Origin of the sequence: Natronomonas sp., assembly GCF_046483325.1 — an archaeon.
Taxonomy (GTDB): Archaea; Halobacteriota; Halobacteria; order Halobacteriales; family Haloarculaceae; genus Natronomonas.
Map to the genome: position 1 here is coordinate 14,388 of NZ_JAWODL010000041.1, position 13,654 is coordinate 28,041.

Consider the following 13,654-nt stretch of genomic DNA (forward strand, 5'->3'; position numbering starts at 1 on the left):
CGATTACGCCCGATCCGCTACACGCTCCGGTAGATCCACATGCCGGAGATCAGGGAACTCGACGCGAAGACGCGCGATCGGATCGCCGCCGGGGAGGTCGTCGAGCGCCCCGCCTCCGTGGTCAAAGAGCTCGTGGAGAACGCCATCGACGCGGACGCGACCCGGATCGACGTACGGGTCGAGTCGGGTGGCACTGACCGAATCGTCGTCAGCGACGACGGCCTCGGAATGTCCGAATCCGACGCCCGACTCGCGATCGACGAACACACCACTAGCAAGCTCAGGTCGGTCGACGACCTCGATTCGATCCGCACGCTCGGCTTTCGGGGCGAGGCGCTCCACGCGATCGGCTCCGTCGCCCGGCTTCGAATCGAGACGAAACCGCGCGGCGGCTCGCGCGGAACGGAACTCGTCGTCGAGCACGGTGAGTGCGTCTCGTGCGGTCCGACCGGCTGTCCCGCGGGGACGGCAGTCGAGGTGACCGACCTCTTCGGAAGCGTCCCGGCCCGTCGGAAGTACCTCAAAACCGAGGCGACGGAGTTCGACCACGTCGCCCGGATCGTCACCGGCTACGCGCTGGCCCGTCCCGATGTCGCGATCTCGTTGACCCGCGACGGGCGCGAGACGTTCGCGACGACGGGGGACGGCGACCGGAAGAGCGCTGTCATGTCGGTTTACGGCCGCGAGGTCGCCTCGGCGATGCTCCCCGTCGAATCCAATGGATGCGACGAGCCACTCTCCGGCGTCGAGGGACTCGTCAGCCACCCGGAGACGAACCGGGCGGGTCGCGAGTACGTGACGACGCTCGTCGACGGCCGGTACGTGACGGCCGGCGCCGTCCGCGAGGCGATCGTCGACGCCTACGGGAGCCAACTCGCCCCGGATCGCTACCCCTTCGCTGTCGTCGACGTTCGGCTTCCGCCAGGCGGCGTCGACGTGAACGTCCACCCGCGAAAGCTGGAGGTAATGTTCGTCGACGAGGCCGAGATCAAAGTCGGCGTCACGGAGGCGGTCGAATCGGCGCTTTCGGAGGCCGGGTTGCTCCGCTCTCGCGCGCCGCGCGGGAGATCGGCTCCCGACCAGACCGAGGTGTCGCCGTCGCGTTCCGACCCGGCTTCGCCCTCTTCGGACGACCCCCGGATGGACGAAGCGGAGCAGGAACGGTCCTCCCCGTCGTGCTATTCGTCTCCGGGCGAAAACGCCCCGGAAGACGAGTATCACCCGAAGCGGACTGACGCGAGCACGCGAACCGCCAACGGCGGTGCCACATCGACGCCGTCCCCTCGGTCCGAACAGCCGTCGTCCGAACCGAGCGCGACGGACGCTCCGGCTACATCCGCCGATGTCGACGCCGCCGAATCCGCTCCGCAGTCGGACGAACCATCCCCGCCAGGCCGATCGGGGGAACGACCGGCGGACTCGGAACCGCCGCGTACCCGAAGCGTCCGTCCCACCACGCAACGAACCCTCGACGGCACGACGACGACCGGTACGCCGTCGGGCTTCGAGCGACTTCCCGATCTGCACGTTCTCGGGCAGTTCGACGACACGTATCTCGTCGCCGAGTCCGAGGACGGCCTCCTCGTGATCGACCAACACGCCGCCGACGAACGGGTGAACTACGAGCGATTGCGGGCGGCCTTCGACGGCGACGTGACCACGCAGACGCTCGCCGACCCGGTCTCCGTCGGCGTCACCGCCCGCGAGGCCGCCATCGCCGAGGAGTACGGCGAAGCGCTCGCGAAACTCGGCTTTCGGGCGCGACTGGACGACGATCGAACGCTCTCGGTGACGACCGTCCCCGCCTTCTTGGCGGATCACGTCGGCGAGGCCGCCCCCGAAATCGCCCGCGATCTCCTCGGTGAGTTCCTCGGCGGCGACCCCGAGGGAACCATCGAGGCGGTCGCCGCCGACGTGCTCGGCGATCTGGCGTGTCACCCCTCGATCACGGGTAACAGTTCGCTCCGGGAGGGGACGATCAAGGGCCTCCTCGACGCGCTCGACGACTGCGAGAACCCCTACGCCTGCCCACACGGCCGGCCGACGATTCTCGAGTTCTCGACCGAGGAGATCGAGAATCGGTTCGAGCGGGACTATCCGGGGCACGGCGGGCGGCGGCGGTAGGTGGATAACTGCGCGAAAATCATAACATATCGTCAGTTGTTTCGGCTGTGCGTAATGCTTCGAGGGTCGTATAGCGCAAGCCTTGCGGATATTTTGATTTATAGGGAACTGGATCTTCGAGTTCGTAAAGCGACCCCGGCTTAAATACGATTACCTGCTTTCCATCCTCGACTGTTATTTGGCCGGTGTACTCCTGCGGTTCTCGTATTAGGTCGGCTTCACCGGGCTCAACGATATCATCGACCTCGGCAACGTACTTTACTTCCTGAACGTCTCCGGTAACGTACATCGCAACGTAGTCGAATTCGCTCCCGACTCGGACGAATCCCCAGGCCTCGTTCTCCTTGAGGAACGTAAGCCCTGATTCTTTCGTGGGAAAGACTGCAACGCGCGCGTCAGGGTCCCCTTTGATTTCTGTTCGGGTGATCCTCCCCGCTACGTTGTCTTCCCCCGGCTTAACCTCATCCTCAATGCGATTTACCTCCCCTTTTAGTTCCGGTTCCGCTGACCGTTTCTCACTCACAAACTGTCGCTGTTCGCGGAGAACGGTCACGAGATTCTGTGTGAATTCACGCGACTGTTCTTCGAGATCTATGGTGAGTTCACCGACTTCGTTTTCGACCGCTTCCGTCACCGCCGCCGTGACGCTGTCCTCGTTCTCCCGCAAATCCCGAATCACACGGTTCGTCTGTGTGACCTGCTCGGCCACCTCGTCGGATTTCCCCGAGCGTATCGACTCCTTAGTCAGCAGTTCGAGAACGTTCGGATTTCCGGTGAGGTCGTCTAGGCCGAACTGTACGACTGAAACCTCCTCCCCGCCGTTTCGCTGGCGGTTCTTGGTCAGTACCTCGAAGGACTTTCCGTTGGTCAAAATCCCCCAGTCCACGTTCAGTTCCTGTCGCATGTAACTCCGTAACTGTCGGATCTCGTTGTCACTGAGCGTCGATCGGACGGGCTTTGCCTCGACGAACACGACGGGAGAATCCCCGACTAACAGGGCGTAATCGACGTGCGTGCTTCCCGATGCCATCGGGACCGTGTGTTCCAACGCGACTTCGGTCGAGTAGAGGTCCCAGCCGAGCAGTTCGAGAAACGGCTGTATGAGCTTGACCTTCGTGTTCTCTTCGTCCATCTGCGGTGACGCCTCGATGAGTTGCTGACTCCGCTGGACGTACTCGTTGATCGCTGCCCTGTCCATTACCCGGCTATCCGTCACGAACCAGTTTAAAGGGTGGTGTGTACGGGAAAAGTCCGCAAAGTAACGGGCGGATACAAGAGTAATCTCGCTCGCCATTTATAAATCTAAAATAAGAACGTCCGAACTGCTTATAAACGCCTACCGCAACGCATCAAGCCGGAACTCGAACGCCGCCACCGGCAGTTCCAGATCGTGTTCGACCAGCACCTTCGGGTGGACCTCGCCGAGGACGCCCACCGACTCGCCGTCGAGGACGATCTCCGCGGTTCGGCCGCGTATAAATGACGGGTGATCCGTAGGTGGCGTTTCGAGCGTCTTGCCGAACGCTCGGGCGAGCGCCTGCAGGCGCGCCTTCGCGTCCTCGTAGGAGGCGTCGGTTCGGGCGAGCACGCCGGCGACCGAGCGGTGTTCTTCGACGCCGGTCGGCTCGTCGGGATCGACCCCGGAGACGAGGCCGATCTCGGCGAGGTCCTGCGGGTACGCCCGGTGGGTGTTGCTCTCCAGGACCATCACGAGCGAGGGGAGCGCCCACGTCCGCACGACGGTGTACTCCTCGCTGTAGGGTTCGGTGATCGTCGGCGGCCCCCGGGCACCGAGTGCGTCGTGGTCGGGCGAGAGGCCCATCCGGTCGAACAGCGCCGCCTCGTTCGTCATGTAGAAGTTCAACAGGTCCTCGAAGCCGAGGCCGACGAGGGCGTCGCGCGCGGCGTCTTCGAGCCGCGAGTGTGCATGGCGGCCGCCGACGGTCGACACGTCGGGATACGTCGGTTCGAGGTCGTTGAAGCCGTAGGCCCGGCCCACGTCGTCGACGATGTCCATCGGGTGCAACACGTCAACCCGATACGGCGGGATCTCGACCTCGTAGACCAGTCCCTCGTCCACTGGTTTGCCGTCGGGTTCGGCTCCGGATCGACCCCCTCCACCGGCCGTGTCGGGGCCTTGGGTCCGATTCGGTACGGTTTCGAGCTCGACGTCGTCCGCGGGGACCTCTGGCTCCCCACGTTCTTCGCCCGCGTCCACCGTCTCGGCGCTGAGGCCCGCCCGTTCGAGGAGGTCGACGACCTCCTTCCCGGGAACGTCGATGCCGAGCGTCCGTTCGATGCGGTCGTGGCCGACGCGTTTGGTGTCCGTCGAGAGGTCCGGTCGGACGAACTCGCGGTCGTCGTACCGCACGTCGACCTCCTCGATTCGCCCGCCGCGGGCGTCGAGCGCGTAGCACACGATGGTGAGCATCCGGTCGATCGTCCACTGATCCGTGCCGGTCATCTCGATGAGCAGATCGCGCGACCCCTCGTCGACCTCCGTTCGCTTGCCGTTGATCACCGGCGGGAACGAAAAGAGGCCGATGTCGTCGTAGATCGCGGGGTACCGATCCAGTCCCTCGACGAGATCGCGGTAGGTGTCGCCCGTCGGATGGGTGTCGAGTACCTCGCCAGGAGTCCGTTCCTCGTCGTCGTCCAGCGGGACGAACCGGTCGCCGTCCGGCTCGACACCCCTGTAGCTGATCGTCTTCGGTGCGTCGTCGTCGCCCCGAGCCGCCCGACCCTTTATCATCGCGAGGTCGTGGACGCCGATCGCGCCCTTCGCGCGCCCGCGGCCCATCGTCGCGTGGAGCTTCTCTTGCAGTTGGATGAGCGATTCGAGGCGGCGCTCGTCGAGGTCCAGCCCACGGACGATCGCACCGGTCACGTAGGGGCGTTCCTCGGGGACCGACTCGTCGACCTCGATGACCCACTCGGCGTCGTTCGTCTTCGGGACGTAGACGCCGCGGTCGTGACCGTACTGGTAGCGGAGCGACCGAGCGATTCCCTCGACCGAGAGGCGATCGAGTCGATCGGGGGCGAACTCCAGCTCGAACGCTCCGTCGTCGCCGAGCCCCTCGAACTCCAGTCCGAGCGCGAAGAGGTCGTCTTTGAGTTCTTCGTCGGATCTGTCCTCGGCGCCCGCCAGCTTCCGTAGTTCGTCGGGATCGACGTCGACGACGGGCATCAGTACACCACCTCCACGTTCCGCAGCAAGTCGAGGTCACACAGCGTTCCGTGCACGTCGCGGATGTCCTCGAAGCCGTACATCAGCATGAGCAGCCGCTCCAAGGCGAGCCCCCACGCCATCACGTCACACTCGACGCCGAGCGGGGCAAGCACCTCCTCGCGGAAGATGCCGGAGTTGCCGATCTCGATCAGCTCGCCCGTCTCGGGATGTTTGCCGAACAGCTCGAAACTCGGCTCCGTGTAAGGGTTGTAGTGGGGTTTGAACTCCAGATCGGTGATCCCAAACTGCTCGTAGAACTCGGTGAAAGTGCCCATCAGATCCCGAACCGACAGTTTCTCCGCCATCACCCACCCCTCGATCTGGAAGAACTCCAGAAGATGCGTCGGATCGAGCGTGTCGTTACGGTAGACCTTCTCGACGCTGAAGTACCGCTGCGGCGGTTCGAGCTCGCCGACGGCGTGCCCCGAGAGGTATCGCATCGATAGCGACGTGGTGTGACCGCGCAGGGCGACCGCGCGAGCGAAGTCCTCGGACCACGGCGAGTGGTAGCCGTCGCCCTCGGTCCCGACGCCGTTTCGGTGGGCGTCCTCGACGCGTTCCACGAGATCCTCGGGGAGGTCATCCATCAGCGGGACGTCGAGGGCGAACCGATCCCAGTGGGTTCGCGCCGGGTGATCCTGCGGCATGAACAGACAGTCGTTGATCCAGAAGTCCGCGTCGGCGTGGGGGCCCTCCATCTCCTGAAAGCCCATCCCGACGAGGACGTCCTTGACGCGGTTGGCGGTCTGGCGGAGGATGTGTTCTTTGCCGCTGTGAATGGTCTCGGCGTCGGCGTCGACGTTATATTCGGTGAACTCGACCTCGCGCCACTCGCCCGAGGTCAGCAGTTCGGGAGTGACGGCGCTGACTGTCTCGGTCGCCTCGACGCCCTCCATCAGCGCCGTCACGCCGTCGTCGGTCAGCGTGACGCTGCGGACCGTCGTCTCGGTCCGCTCGACCAGTCCGCGGGATTCGAGCCGGTCGAGGATTCCCACATCGAGGTACCCGGCGTTTCCGTCGGCGATGGCGTCCAACGCTTCAGCCTCGGGGTCATCCTCGGGGTCGTACTTCGGATCCTCGCCCAGCCGAACCGCGCCGCCCTCGATCGAGCCGTAGCCCTTCCTCGCGAGGTTCGACAGCGCGATGTCGACTTCCGGGCCATCGAGCCCCGACGCGCCGATCAGTTGCCCCATCTCGGTCGGTTCCGCGTCGGCACCCGCCTCGACGGCGGCGGCTCGGAGGCGAAGTTCGGGCAGTCCCGCCTCGCGGTAGCGCTTGCCCTCTTCGGTGAGCGTCACGTCCTCGGCGACGTGTTCGTCGACCGCGAGCAGCCCTGCCCCCTCGAGTTCGAAGGCGGCCCGCGTGATCGCGGCCGTGTCTTCACCGAGCTCGTCGGCGAGCTGTGCAACCGTCTTCTGTTCCGTCGCGCTGGCGGCTTCCAGCAGCGCGAGTTGCGTTTCGGGCAGTCTCATTGTGTCGAGTTGTGCGAGGCTGGCTGTTAGCGGTTCCGACTCGGCGGCGGCCCGGCTCGCCGCGCGTCGTTCACCCTATAAAAACCCTTCGGCTAAACGAACTCGATCCCGCCGTCGAGGTCGAACGGCAGGCTCCCGTGGCGGTAGCCTTCGATCCGTCCGCCGGGCCGCGCACGGAACACCACGGTCGGCTCGTGGCCGACGCCTGGACGTTCGCCTTTCACCGCCGCCCACTCGGCGTCGGTGAACGAGGTACAGTCGACGAACAGGGCCGCGTCGGGGTGCTTTGCGAGCTGGTCGGTGCGCTTTGCGCCGCCCGTTTCTTTGACCGCTGCGACCGGGTGATCGGCGTGCGAACGGCGTGCCGGCGGTTCGGGTCTGGTCACCTCCACGAGCCGCGATCCGACGGCGAAATCGAGCGCGTGGCCGCTGTCCTGTTCGACCTCCGGAACGAAATCGAGTCCGGCCTCAGTGAGGATCCTCGCGACCGTGAACTCGCCCATCGTCGCGCGCATGCGGGTGAGATCGAACCCCGGTGAAGTGCCGAGTTTCGAGGCCATGGTATAGCGGTGTTCGTCTAGCGTGCCGGTCGAAAACAGCGACTCGTAAAAGTCGAGTCCATCCTCGCGGTTCGCGTCGGGGAAGCCGGCGGCGTCCTCGTGGAAAAATCGGCGGGTCGTGTCCCGGCCGTCCTTCGAAAAGAAGACCGGGAGGAAAAACCACGTCACGTACTCGAACTCGGCGAGCCACGGATCCGTCACTTCGAGTCGGGCCGTGAGTTCGCGTTCGGCCCACCTGGTGATCGCGTAGGGGGCCTCCGCGAACGTCTCCTTGTCCGTCCGCCACAACACCTCGGGCGTTTCGGTGTTGCCGAGCCAGTACGCCCGCTCGGGGCCAAACGCGAAGAGGGCGAAATCCCCGTTCTCCATGTCGAGTCGGACGGCGTCGTATCGGTCGTCGCCGACCGCAAACCACGTCTCGTCGAGTCGAGCGCCGAACCGCTCGTCGAGCGGCGCGAGAAGTTGCGTCCGGATGCGGTCGCGTGTCCACGTCCCCTCGGAGCGGCGGAATCGAAGCGGGCCTGCCACGCTAGTTTTTATACCCCGGTGCGTTTACGGGTTCCGCTTTCGGTTCATCGATGCCCACTGTCACGTTCCCCGATACATTCATAGTGAACAATAACCAAGGACAGGTATACCATGTCAATGGGTGCCTATGACGAGGACGAACACGAGCGCCGCGAAAAGAAAGCCGCCACGGTCGACGCCGCCTTCGACGACGAGCGGACGAGCTACCAGGGAACGATCGAGTACGACTCCGGCGACTCGGCCGAAGCGCTCATAGATCAGTTCAAGCGAATGCGCGAGTGACCGCACGATTCTCCCGACGCGGCTCTCTCAACTCACCGAGTAGCCGCCGTCGACCACGAGCCCGTGGCCCGTGATGAACGAGGCCTCGTCCGAGAGGAGGAAGGCGATGGCGTCGGCGATCTCCTCGGGTTCGGCGAAGCGACCGAGCGGATACTGGCGTTCGGCCTGTGATTTGGCCGCCTCGGGATCGGCCATCGACTCGAAGTGCATGTTGCCGAGCGACGTCTCGACGAAGCCCGGACAGACCGCGTTAGCGCGAACCCCGTCGCGTCCCGCCTCCGCCGCGACAGCGCGGGTGAAGTTCATTACGGCCCCCTTCGTCAGCGAGTAGACCGACTGTTTCGGCAGTCCGAGAAATGAGGCGAGCGAGCCGACGTTGACGATCGCCCCGTCGCCGCGGGCTCTGAAGTGCGGGAGGGCGGCTCGACAGCCGTTCCAGACGCCGCGAACGTTCACGTCGACGACGCGCTCGAAGGTGTCTTCGGCCACGTCCTCGGTGTCGGCCGGTGAGTGGCCGATCCCGGCGTTGTTGACGATGGCGTCGAGGCCGTACTCGTCGATCGTCGTCTTCACGACGGCGTCGAACGCATCGGCGTCGGCCACGTCGAGCGCGGAAAAGACCGCCTCACCGCCGGCTGCCTCGACCGCCTCGACGGTCTCGGCACCGCCCGTCTCGTCCACGTCGGTCGCGACGACGAAGCCGCCGTCCTCGGCGACGCGCAGTGCGGTCGCACGACCGATTCCCGATCCAGCGCCGGTAATGAACACCGTCCGATCTTCGAATCGCATACCGCTAGAAGCGATGCGTGTGACATAAATCCCGAGTGGACGGTCACCGCTCGGACCGGTCGGCGGTTATCGGAGCAGGTCGAGCAGTCGGTCGATGGGTCGACTCGCCTTCCGGAGGTCGGCCGGACGGGGGGTGTCTTTCAGACGGAGCAGTTCGGTCTCGCTGGCGGGGCGTCGCTGTGACATCGAGTGTGGATAGACGCCGAACGCGTATTAATATATCGGATATTATATGTTTTCTCTTTGCGAACGCGATTGTTTTCCTACTGGTGGCATATAAGGCCGAATTTACGGCGGTTCAGGCTTCTGAAAGCAAATCTCAGAAAAGTTAATAGACGCCCACGTTCAAACACCGTCGCGGTGCGTTTCGCAGACGTGAACGCCCGTCGATCGTGACCGGGTCGAACAACGCTTATCAGCGGAGGTGTCGAAGGGGCGCGCATGGAGGACGACCGCGTCCGCGCGACCGAGACTTCGATCCGGATGATCGAGGGAATCATCGACCTCGGCGGCGAGGCGGGGATCACGGAACTCGCGACGCACCTGTCGGTCGCCAAGAGCACTGTTTATAAACATCTCAGCACTCTCGAATCCAACGGGATCGTCGTCAAGCACGACGGCCGCTTCCGAATCGGTCTTCGGACTCTCGAGTTCGGCGGCTACGCACAGCGGTACGACGGCGTCTACGACACCGCTCGTCCGCAGATGCGAATGATGGCCGACGAGACGGGGGAACTCGCCAACCTCATGTTCGAGGAGAACGGCCGGGGCGTCTACATCCACACCTCACGTGGCGAGGACGCCGTCGATATCGACACCCAGACCGGGCGGCGAGCGTATCTCCACGCGACGGGGCTCGGCAAGGCGATCCTCGCGACGCTCGACGACGATCGCGTCGAGGAGATCATCGGGGCGACCGGCCTCCCCGCCGTGACGGAGCACACGATCACGGAGCCGGCGGCACTGTTCGACGAACTCGCGGAAATCCGTGCGAGTGGTGTCGCCTACGACCGCGAGGAGTGCGTTGACGGGATGGCATGCATCGCGCGTCCGCTCTCGACGCCCGGCGATCGACCGGCCGCGATCAGCATCACCGGCCCAGTGAGCAGGGTGACGAGCGACGAGGCCGAACAGTCGATCCGGACGGTACTCGAGCAGGCGGGCAACGTCATCGAACTCAACCTCACGGGGTAGCGCACCTGGGAGTTCTCGTTCGCAATGGGGAAACGTACGGCCGCCCACCGTCGATCCGCGTGCCGCCGATCGTGACTGCCGACTTTCGACCAATTATTTTTAGGATAGCCAAAAACAACTTCGTCAGTTGGAAACTTTTTATATGCGCGTCCACGACGTACACGTATCCGTGGAGAATCTCATCCTCGTCTTCGTCGCCGGACTCGCCACCGCGTTGGCCACCGGAATCGGTGCGCTCCCGTTCTTTTTCGTCGACGACTTCAGCGATCGGTGGAACGTGGCGCTGTGGGGGATCGCGTCGGGGATCATGGTCTCGGCGTCGCTGTTTGGCCTCGTCGACGAGGGGCTGGCGTACGCCTCGGACAGACTCCCGACTCTGCTGATCGGCGGCGTGATCGCGGGCATCGTACTGGTCGAAGCGTCCGATCGCCTCCTCGACGGTGCCGAGTTCGGCGCCGTGGACGACGCTGGCGACGTTCACCTCGGTGAGGAGGGCGGGCACAGCGAGCGCGTACTCGGCGCTCAGGCGTTCGCCGAGGGAGATGTAAAAAAGCTCGCCCTCATACTCGGCATCCTGACCGTCCACAGCTTTCCCGAGGGCGTCGCCGTCGGCGTCTCCTTCGCGGAACTCGGCCTCGACAGTGGGATTCCGATTCTCGGCTTTTCCGTGCCGCTGCTCGCGGTGTTCATGACGGTCGCGATCTCGATTCACAACGTCCCCGAGGGGACCGCCATCGCCATCCCGATGCGCGCGATGGGGCTGTCGAACTGGCGGATGGTCGGCGCGGCCGTCTTTTCGAGTCTCCCACAGCCGATCGGTGCGGTCATCGCGTTCGCGTTCGTCACGTGGGCCCGCGAGTTCCTGCCGTTCGGGTTCGGATTCGCCGCGGGCGCGATGGTGTATCTGGTCATCACCGAGTTTATCCCCGAAGCGCTCGAAACCGGCGCGGATCTGCCCCACCGTGGCCACCTCGAGTTGCTCGGCGGCATCGGAGCGGGCGTCGTCGTGATGATCCCGCTGTTGTACATATAGCGTTCCCACCGGGAGTACCGTAGCCAGCCGTAGATTTCGACACCCGCATGCGACACCGTGTCTCGATGCTTCGCGGGGGAAACTCTAGTGACCACTGGACGTCACTGCACACCCGATCCTACGACAGCAGTGCGGTCGGTGTGTACACCGTTTCAGTTGTTACTACCTGAATTCCTACGCTGCCCCTCATCAGTCGTCGAACGTGGATCTCGACGTCGACGAGCGCGAGCGGAACGGGGACCTCGATGAGCGGGTCGATTCGCGATCCGGCGTTCCGACTCCCTCGAATGGTATAACTACCGTCCGCTCGATCGGTCGATATGAGCAATCGGACGGTACTGATCACCGGCTGTTCGTCCGGGATCGGCCGGGCGGCCGCCTACGCGTTCTTGGACGAGGAGTGGCAGGTGTACGCGACCGCGCGAAACCCGGCGGACATCGAGACGCTCGGCGACGCCGGCTGCGACATCGGGACGATCGACGTCCGGAGCGACGAGGACGTCACCCGGGTGGTCGATCGGATCATCGACGAGGAGGGTCGCCTCGACGCCGTGGTGAACAACGCGGGCTACGGCCAGCACGGCCCGCTCGAAGACATCGACGACGAACTGTTCGAAAAGCAGTTCGACGTGAACGTCTTCGGCCCCCACCGACTCGTTCGCGCCGCGCTGCCGCACATGCGCGAGCGCGAGGACGGGACGATCGTCAACGTCTCCTCGCTCGCGGGCCGGATCGCCGCCCCCGGGATGGGAGCGTATTCGGCGTCGAAACACGCCATCGAGGGGTACAGCGACGCGCTGCGACGCGAACTCGATCCGTTCGGGATCGACGTCAGCGTCGTCCAGCCGGGGCCGGTCGGGACGAACTTCCGCGACCGGGTCGACGACGAACTGGGTCGCCTCGATCGGACGGCCGCCTACGAGGACCTCTACGAGTTTCAGGAGGACGCGACGCTCATCGGCGCCGACAGCCCGTTCGCCGTTCATCCCGCCGAGGTCGCCGAGGCGATCGTCGAGGCCTCGGTGTCGCCCGACCCCGAGCCACGATACGTCGTGGGACGAGCCGCACAACTGCTCGTCTACGCCAGCTATCTGCCCGACCGAGTCGCTGACCAGCTCTTCGGGGCAGTTCGACGGTTCACGTCCTGAGATGTTCGAGGATAGCGATATCCTCGCCGATTCGCCGGCACACGAACTCGCGTTGGACTGTCTCGCCGCGGGAATCGACGCCGCCCACCCAAAACGCGCGGTCGAACGCCACTGTGCCGTCGCGGGGGAGACGCTGCGGATCAAAGGCACCGAGTACGATCTTTCGGCGTACGATTCGGTCATCGTTCTCGGGGGTGGAAAGGCGGCCGACGATCTCGCGGCGGCGTTCGAGACGCTGCTCGGCGATCGGATCGACGGCGGTGTGGTCGTCACGAACGAACGCACCGCCGATCCGACGCGCGTCGACGTGCTCGAGGGCGAACACCCGACACCCGGCGAGGGGAGCGTTTCGGGTGCACGAACCGTGCTCGATCGAGCCGAAGCGGCCGACGCCGGAACGCTCGTCATCGCCGCCATCGCCGGCGGCGGCAGCGCGCTCCTGTGTGCTCCTGCGCCGGGGCTCTCGGTGGACGACCTTCGAGCAGTCACCGACGGCCTCCTCGACGCCGGCGCGCCGATCGACGAGATCAACACTGTGCGACGGGCCTGCTCGGCGATCAAGGGCGGCGGACTCGCGGTCACAGCGGCTCCGGCACCGGTCGTCGGCGTTCTAGTCAGCGACGTCGTCGGCGACGATCCGTCGGTCATTGCCAGCGGGCCGACAGCTCCGACGGGGAGCGATCCGGCCGCCGCGCTCGCGGTGCTGGACCGATACGGTCTCGACGTGTCGGCCGTCCGCGAACGCCTCGATGGCCTCGAACCGATCGAGCCCGCCGATGTCGACGTCGAGAACCACATTATCGCCTCGGGCCGGGATGCGATCGACGCAGCCCGCGAAGTCGCCACAGAGCGGGGCTACGGGGCGTGCGTCCTCTCGACGAGAATCGAGGGGGAGGCGACGGCGGCCGGCCGGATTCACGCCGCGATCGGGGCCGAGGCCGCCGACAGCGGGGACCCCGTCGGTCCGCCCGCCGTCGTTCTCTCGGGCGGCGAGACGACGGTTCAGGTGACCGGCGACGGCGTCGGCGGTCCGAACGGCGAGTTCGTTCTCGCCGCCGCTTCGGATCTCCCGCAAAACGCGGTCCTCGCCGCGGTCGACACCGATGGCGGCGACGGGAGCACCGACGCCGCCGGTGGGCTGGTCGACGGCCGGACGGTCGACGATCCCGAGGCCGCCCGCGCGGCGCTCGCGGACAACGACAGCTACACGTTTTTGGACTCGAAGGACGCGCTCTTGTGGACGGGCGCAACCGGAACGAACGTCAACGACCTTCGGGTGCTCGTCGTCCCCTGAG

General features: G+C 65.2%; 11 protein-coding genes. 6 read left to right on the forward strand and 5 right to left on the reverse strand.

Annotation, left to right across the window (positions count from 1 at the left end; all coding sequences use genetic code 11):
* The first annotated feature begins 39 nt into the window (after positions 1–39).
* Entirely contained in the window at positions 40–2,124 is a 2,085-nt protein-coding gene (mutL, locus tag R6U53_RS11705) for a DNA mismatch repair endonuclease MutL (RefSeq protein WP_410322542.1), read from the forward strand.
* Between the two features lie 19 nt (positions 2,125–2,143).
* On the opposite strand, the gene R6U53_RS11710 is transcribed toward mutL, so the two are convergent.
* From R6U53_RS11710 to R6U53_RS11725, 4 genes are all read right to left on the reverse strand, one after another.
* Positions 2,144–3,322, reverse strand: a complete 1,179-nt coding sequence (locus tag R6U53_RS11710) for a type I restriction enzyme HsdR N-terminal domain-containing protein (protein WP_410322678.1) — start codon at positions 3,320–3,322, stop codon at positions 2,144–2,146.
* Positions 3,323–3,460: 138 nt separating this feature from the next.
* Positions 3,461–5,311, reverse strand: coding sequence for a phenylalanine--tRNA ligase subunit beta (locus tag R6U53_RS11715; protein WP_410322543.1), 1,851 nt, complete (start codon positions 5,309–5,311; stop codon positions 3,461–3,463).
* The gene (locus R6U53_RS11720) at positions 5,311–6,825 is read right to left on the reverse strand and encodes a phenylalanine--tRNA ligase subunit alpha (RefSeq protein WP_410322544.1); all 1,515 of its coding nucleotides are present in this window, start codon (positions 6,823–6,825) and stop codon (positions 5,311–5,313) included. Before R6U53_RS11720 ends, R6U53_RS11715 begins: the two co-directional genes overlap by 1 nt.
* A gap of 92 nt (positions 6,826–6,917) precedes the next feature.
* Positions 6,918–7,913: a DUF5784 family protein gene (locus R6U53_RS11725; RefSeq protein ID WP_410322545.1), complete on the reverse strand. Its 996-nt coding sequence runs from the start codon at positions 7,911–7,913 to the stop codon at positions 6,918–6,920.
* A gap of 111 nt (positions 7,914–8,024) precedes the next feature.
* Between R6U53_RS11725 and R6U53_RS11730 the strand changes: the two genes are divergently transcribed.
* Positions 8,025–8,195 carry a DUF5786 family protein gene (locus R6U53_RS11730; RefSeq protein ID WP_410322546.1) on the forward strand — a complete coding sequence of 57 codons (171 nt, stop codon included), beginning with the start codon at positions 8,025–8,027 and terminating at the stop codon, positions 8,193–8,195.
* Between the two features lie 27 nt (positions 8,196–8,222).
* Here R6U53_RS11730 and R6U53_RS11735 read toward each other — a convergent pair whose 3' ends face one another.
* Positions 8,223–8,984, reverse strand: coding sequence for an SDR family NAD(P)-dependent oxidoreductase (locus tag R6U53_RS11735; protein ID WP_410322547.1), 762 nt, complete (start codon positions 8,982–8,984; stop codon positions 8,223–8,225).
* A gap of 441 nt (positions 8,985–9,425) precedes the next feature.
* On the opposite strand from R6U53_RS11735, the gene R6U53_RS11740 reads away from it, so the two are divergent.
* From R6U53_RS11740 to R6U53_RS11755, 4 genes are all read left to right on the forward strand, one after another.
* Positions 9,426–10,178, forward strand: a complete 753-nt coding sequence (locus R6U53_RS11740) for an IclR family transcriptional regulator (protein WP_410322548.1) — start codon at positions 9,426–9,428, stop codon at positions 10,176–10,178.
* 142 nt (positions 10,179–10,320) lie between these two features.
* Positions 10,321–11,211 carry a ZIP family metal transporter gene (locus tag R6U53_RS11745; RefSeq protein ID WP_410322549.1) on the forward strand — a complete coding sequence of 297 codons (891 nt, stop codon included), beginning with the start codon at positions 10,321–10,323 and terminating at the stop codon, positions 11,209–11,211.
* A gap of 320 nt (positions 11,212–11,531) precedes the next feature.
* A complete protein-coding gene (locus R6U53_RS11750) occupies positions 11,532–12,359 on the forward strand; it encodes an SDR family oxidoreductase (protein ID WP_410322550.1) in 828 nt (275 codons plus the stop codon).
* Between the two features lies 1 nt (position 12,360).
* Positions 12,361–13,653: a glycerate kinase gene (locus R6U53_RS11755; RefSeq protein WP_410322551.1), complete on the forward strand. Its 1,293-nt coding sequence runs from the start codon at positions 12,361–12,363 to the stop codon at positions 13,651–13,653.
* Position 13,654 lies beyond the last annotated feature (1 nt).

Excerpts from the sequence above, each read along its gene's own strand:
- mutL (WP_410322542.1), top strand. The coding sequence starts at position 40 with ATGCCGGAGATCAGGGAACTCGACGCGAAGACGCGCGATCGGATCGCC.
- R6U53_RS11710 (WP_410322678.1), bottom strand. The coding sequence starts at position 3,322 with ATGGACAGGGCAGCGATCAACGAGTACGTCCAGCGGAGTCAGCAACTC.
- R6U53_RS11715 (WP_410322543.1), bottom strand. The coding sequence starts at position 5,311 with ATGCCCGTCGTCGACGTCGATCCCGACGAACTACGGAAGCTGGCGGGC.
- R6U53_RS11720 (WP_410322544.1), bottom strand. The coding sequence starts at position 6,825 with ATGAGACTGCCCGAAACGCAACTCGCGCTGCTGGAAGCCGCCAGCGCG.
- R6U53_RS11730 (WP_410322546.1), top strand. The coding sequence starts at position 8,025 with ATGTCAATGGGTGCCTATGACGAGGACGAACACGAGCGCCGCGAAAAG.
- R6U53_RS11735 (WP_410322547.1), bottom strand. The coding sequence starts at position 8,984 with ATGCGATTCGAAGATCGGACGGTGTTCATTACCGGCGCTGGATCGGGA.
- R6U53_RS11740 (WP_410322548.1), top strand. The coding sequence starts at position 9,426 with ATGGAGGACGACCGCGTCCGCGCGACCGAGACTTCGATCCGGATGATC.
- R6U53_RS11745 (WP_410322549.1), top strand. The coding sequence starts at position 10,321 with ATGCGCGTCCACGACGTACACGTATCCGTGGAGAATCTCATCCTCGTC.
- R6U53_RS11750 (WP_410322550.1), top strand. The coding sequence starts at position 11,532 with ATGAGCAATCGGACGGTACTGATCACCGGCTGTTCGTCCGGGATCGGC.
- R6U53_RS11755 (WP_410322551.1), top strand. The coding sequence starts at position 12,361 with ATGTTCGAGGATAGCGATATCCTCGCCGATTCGCCGGCACACGAACTC.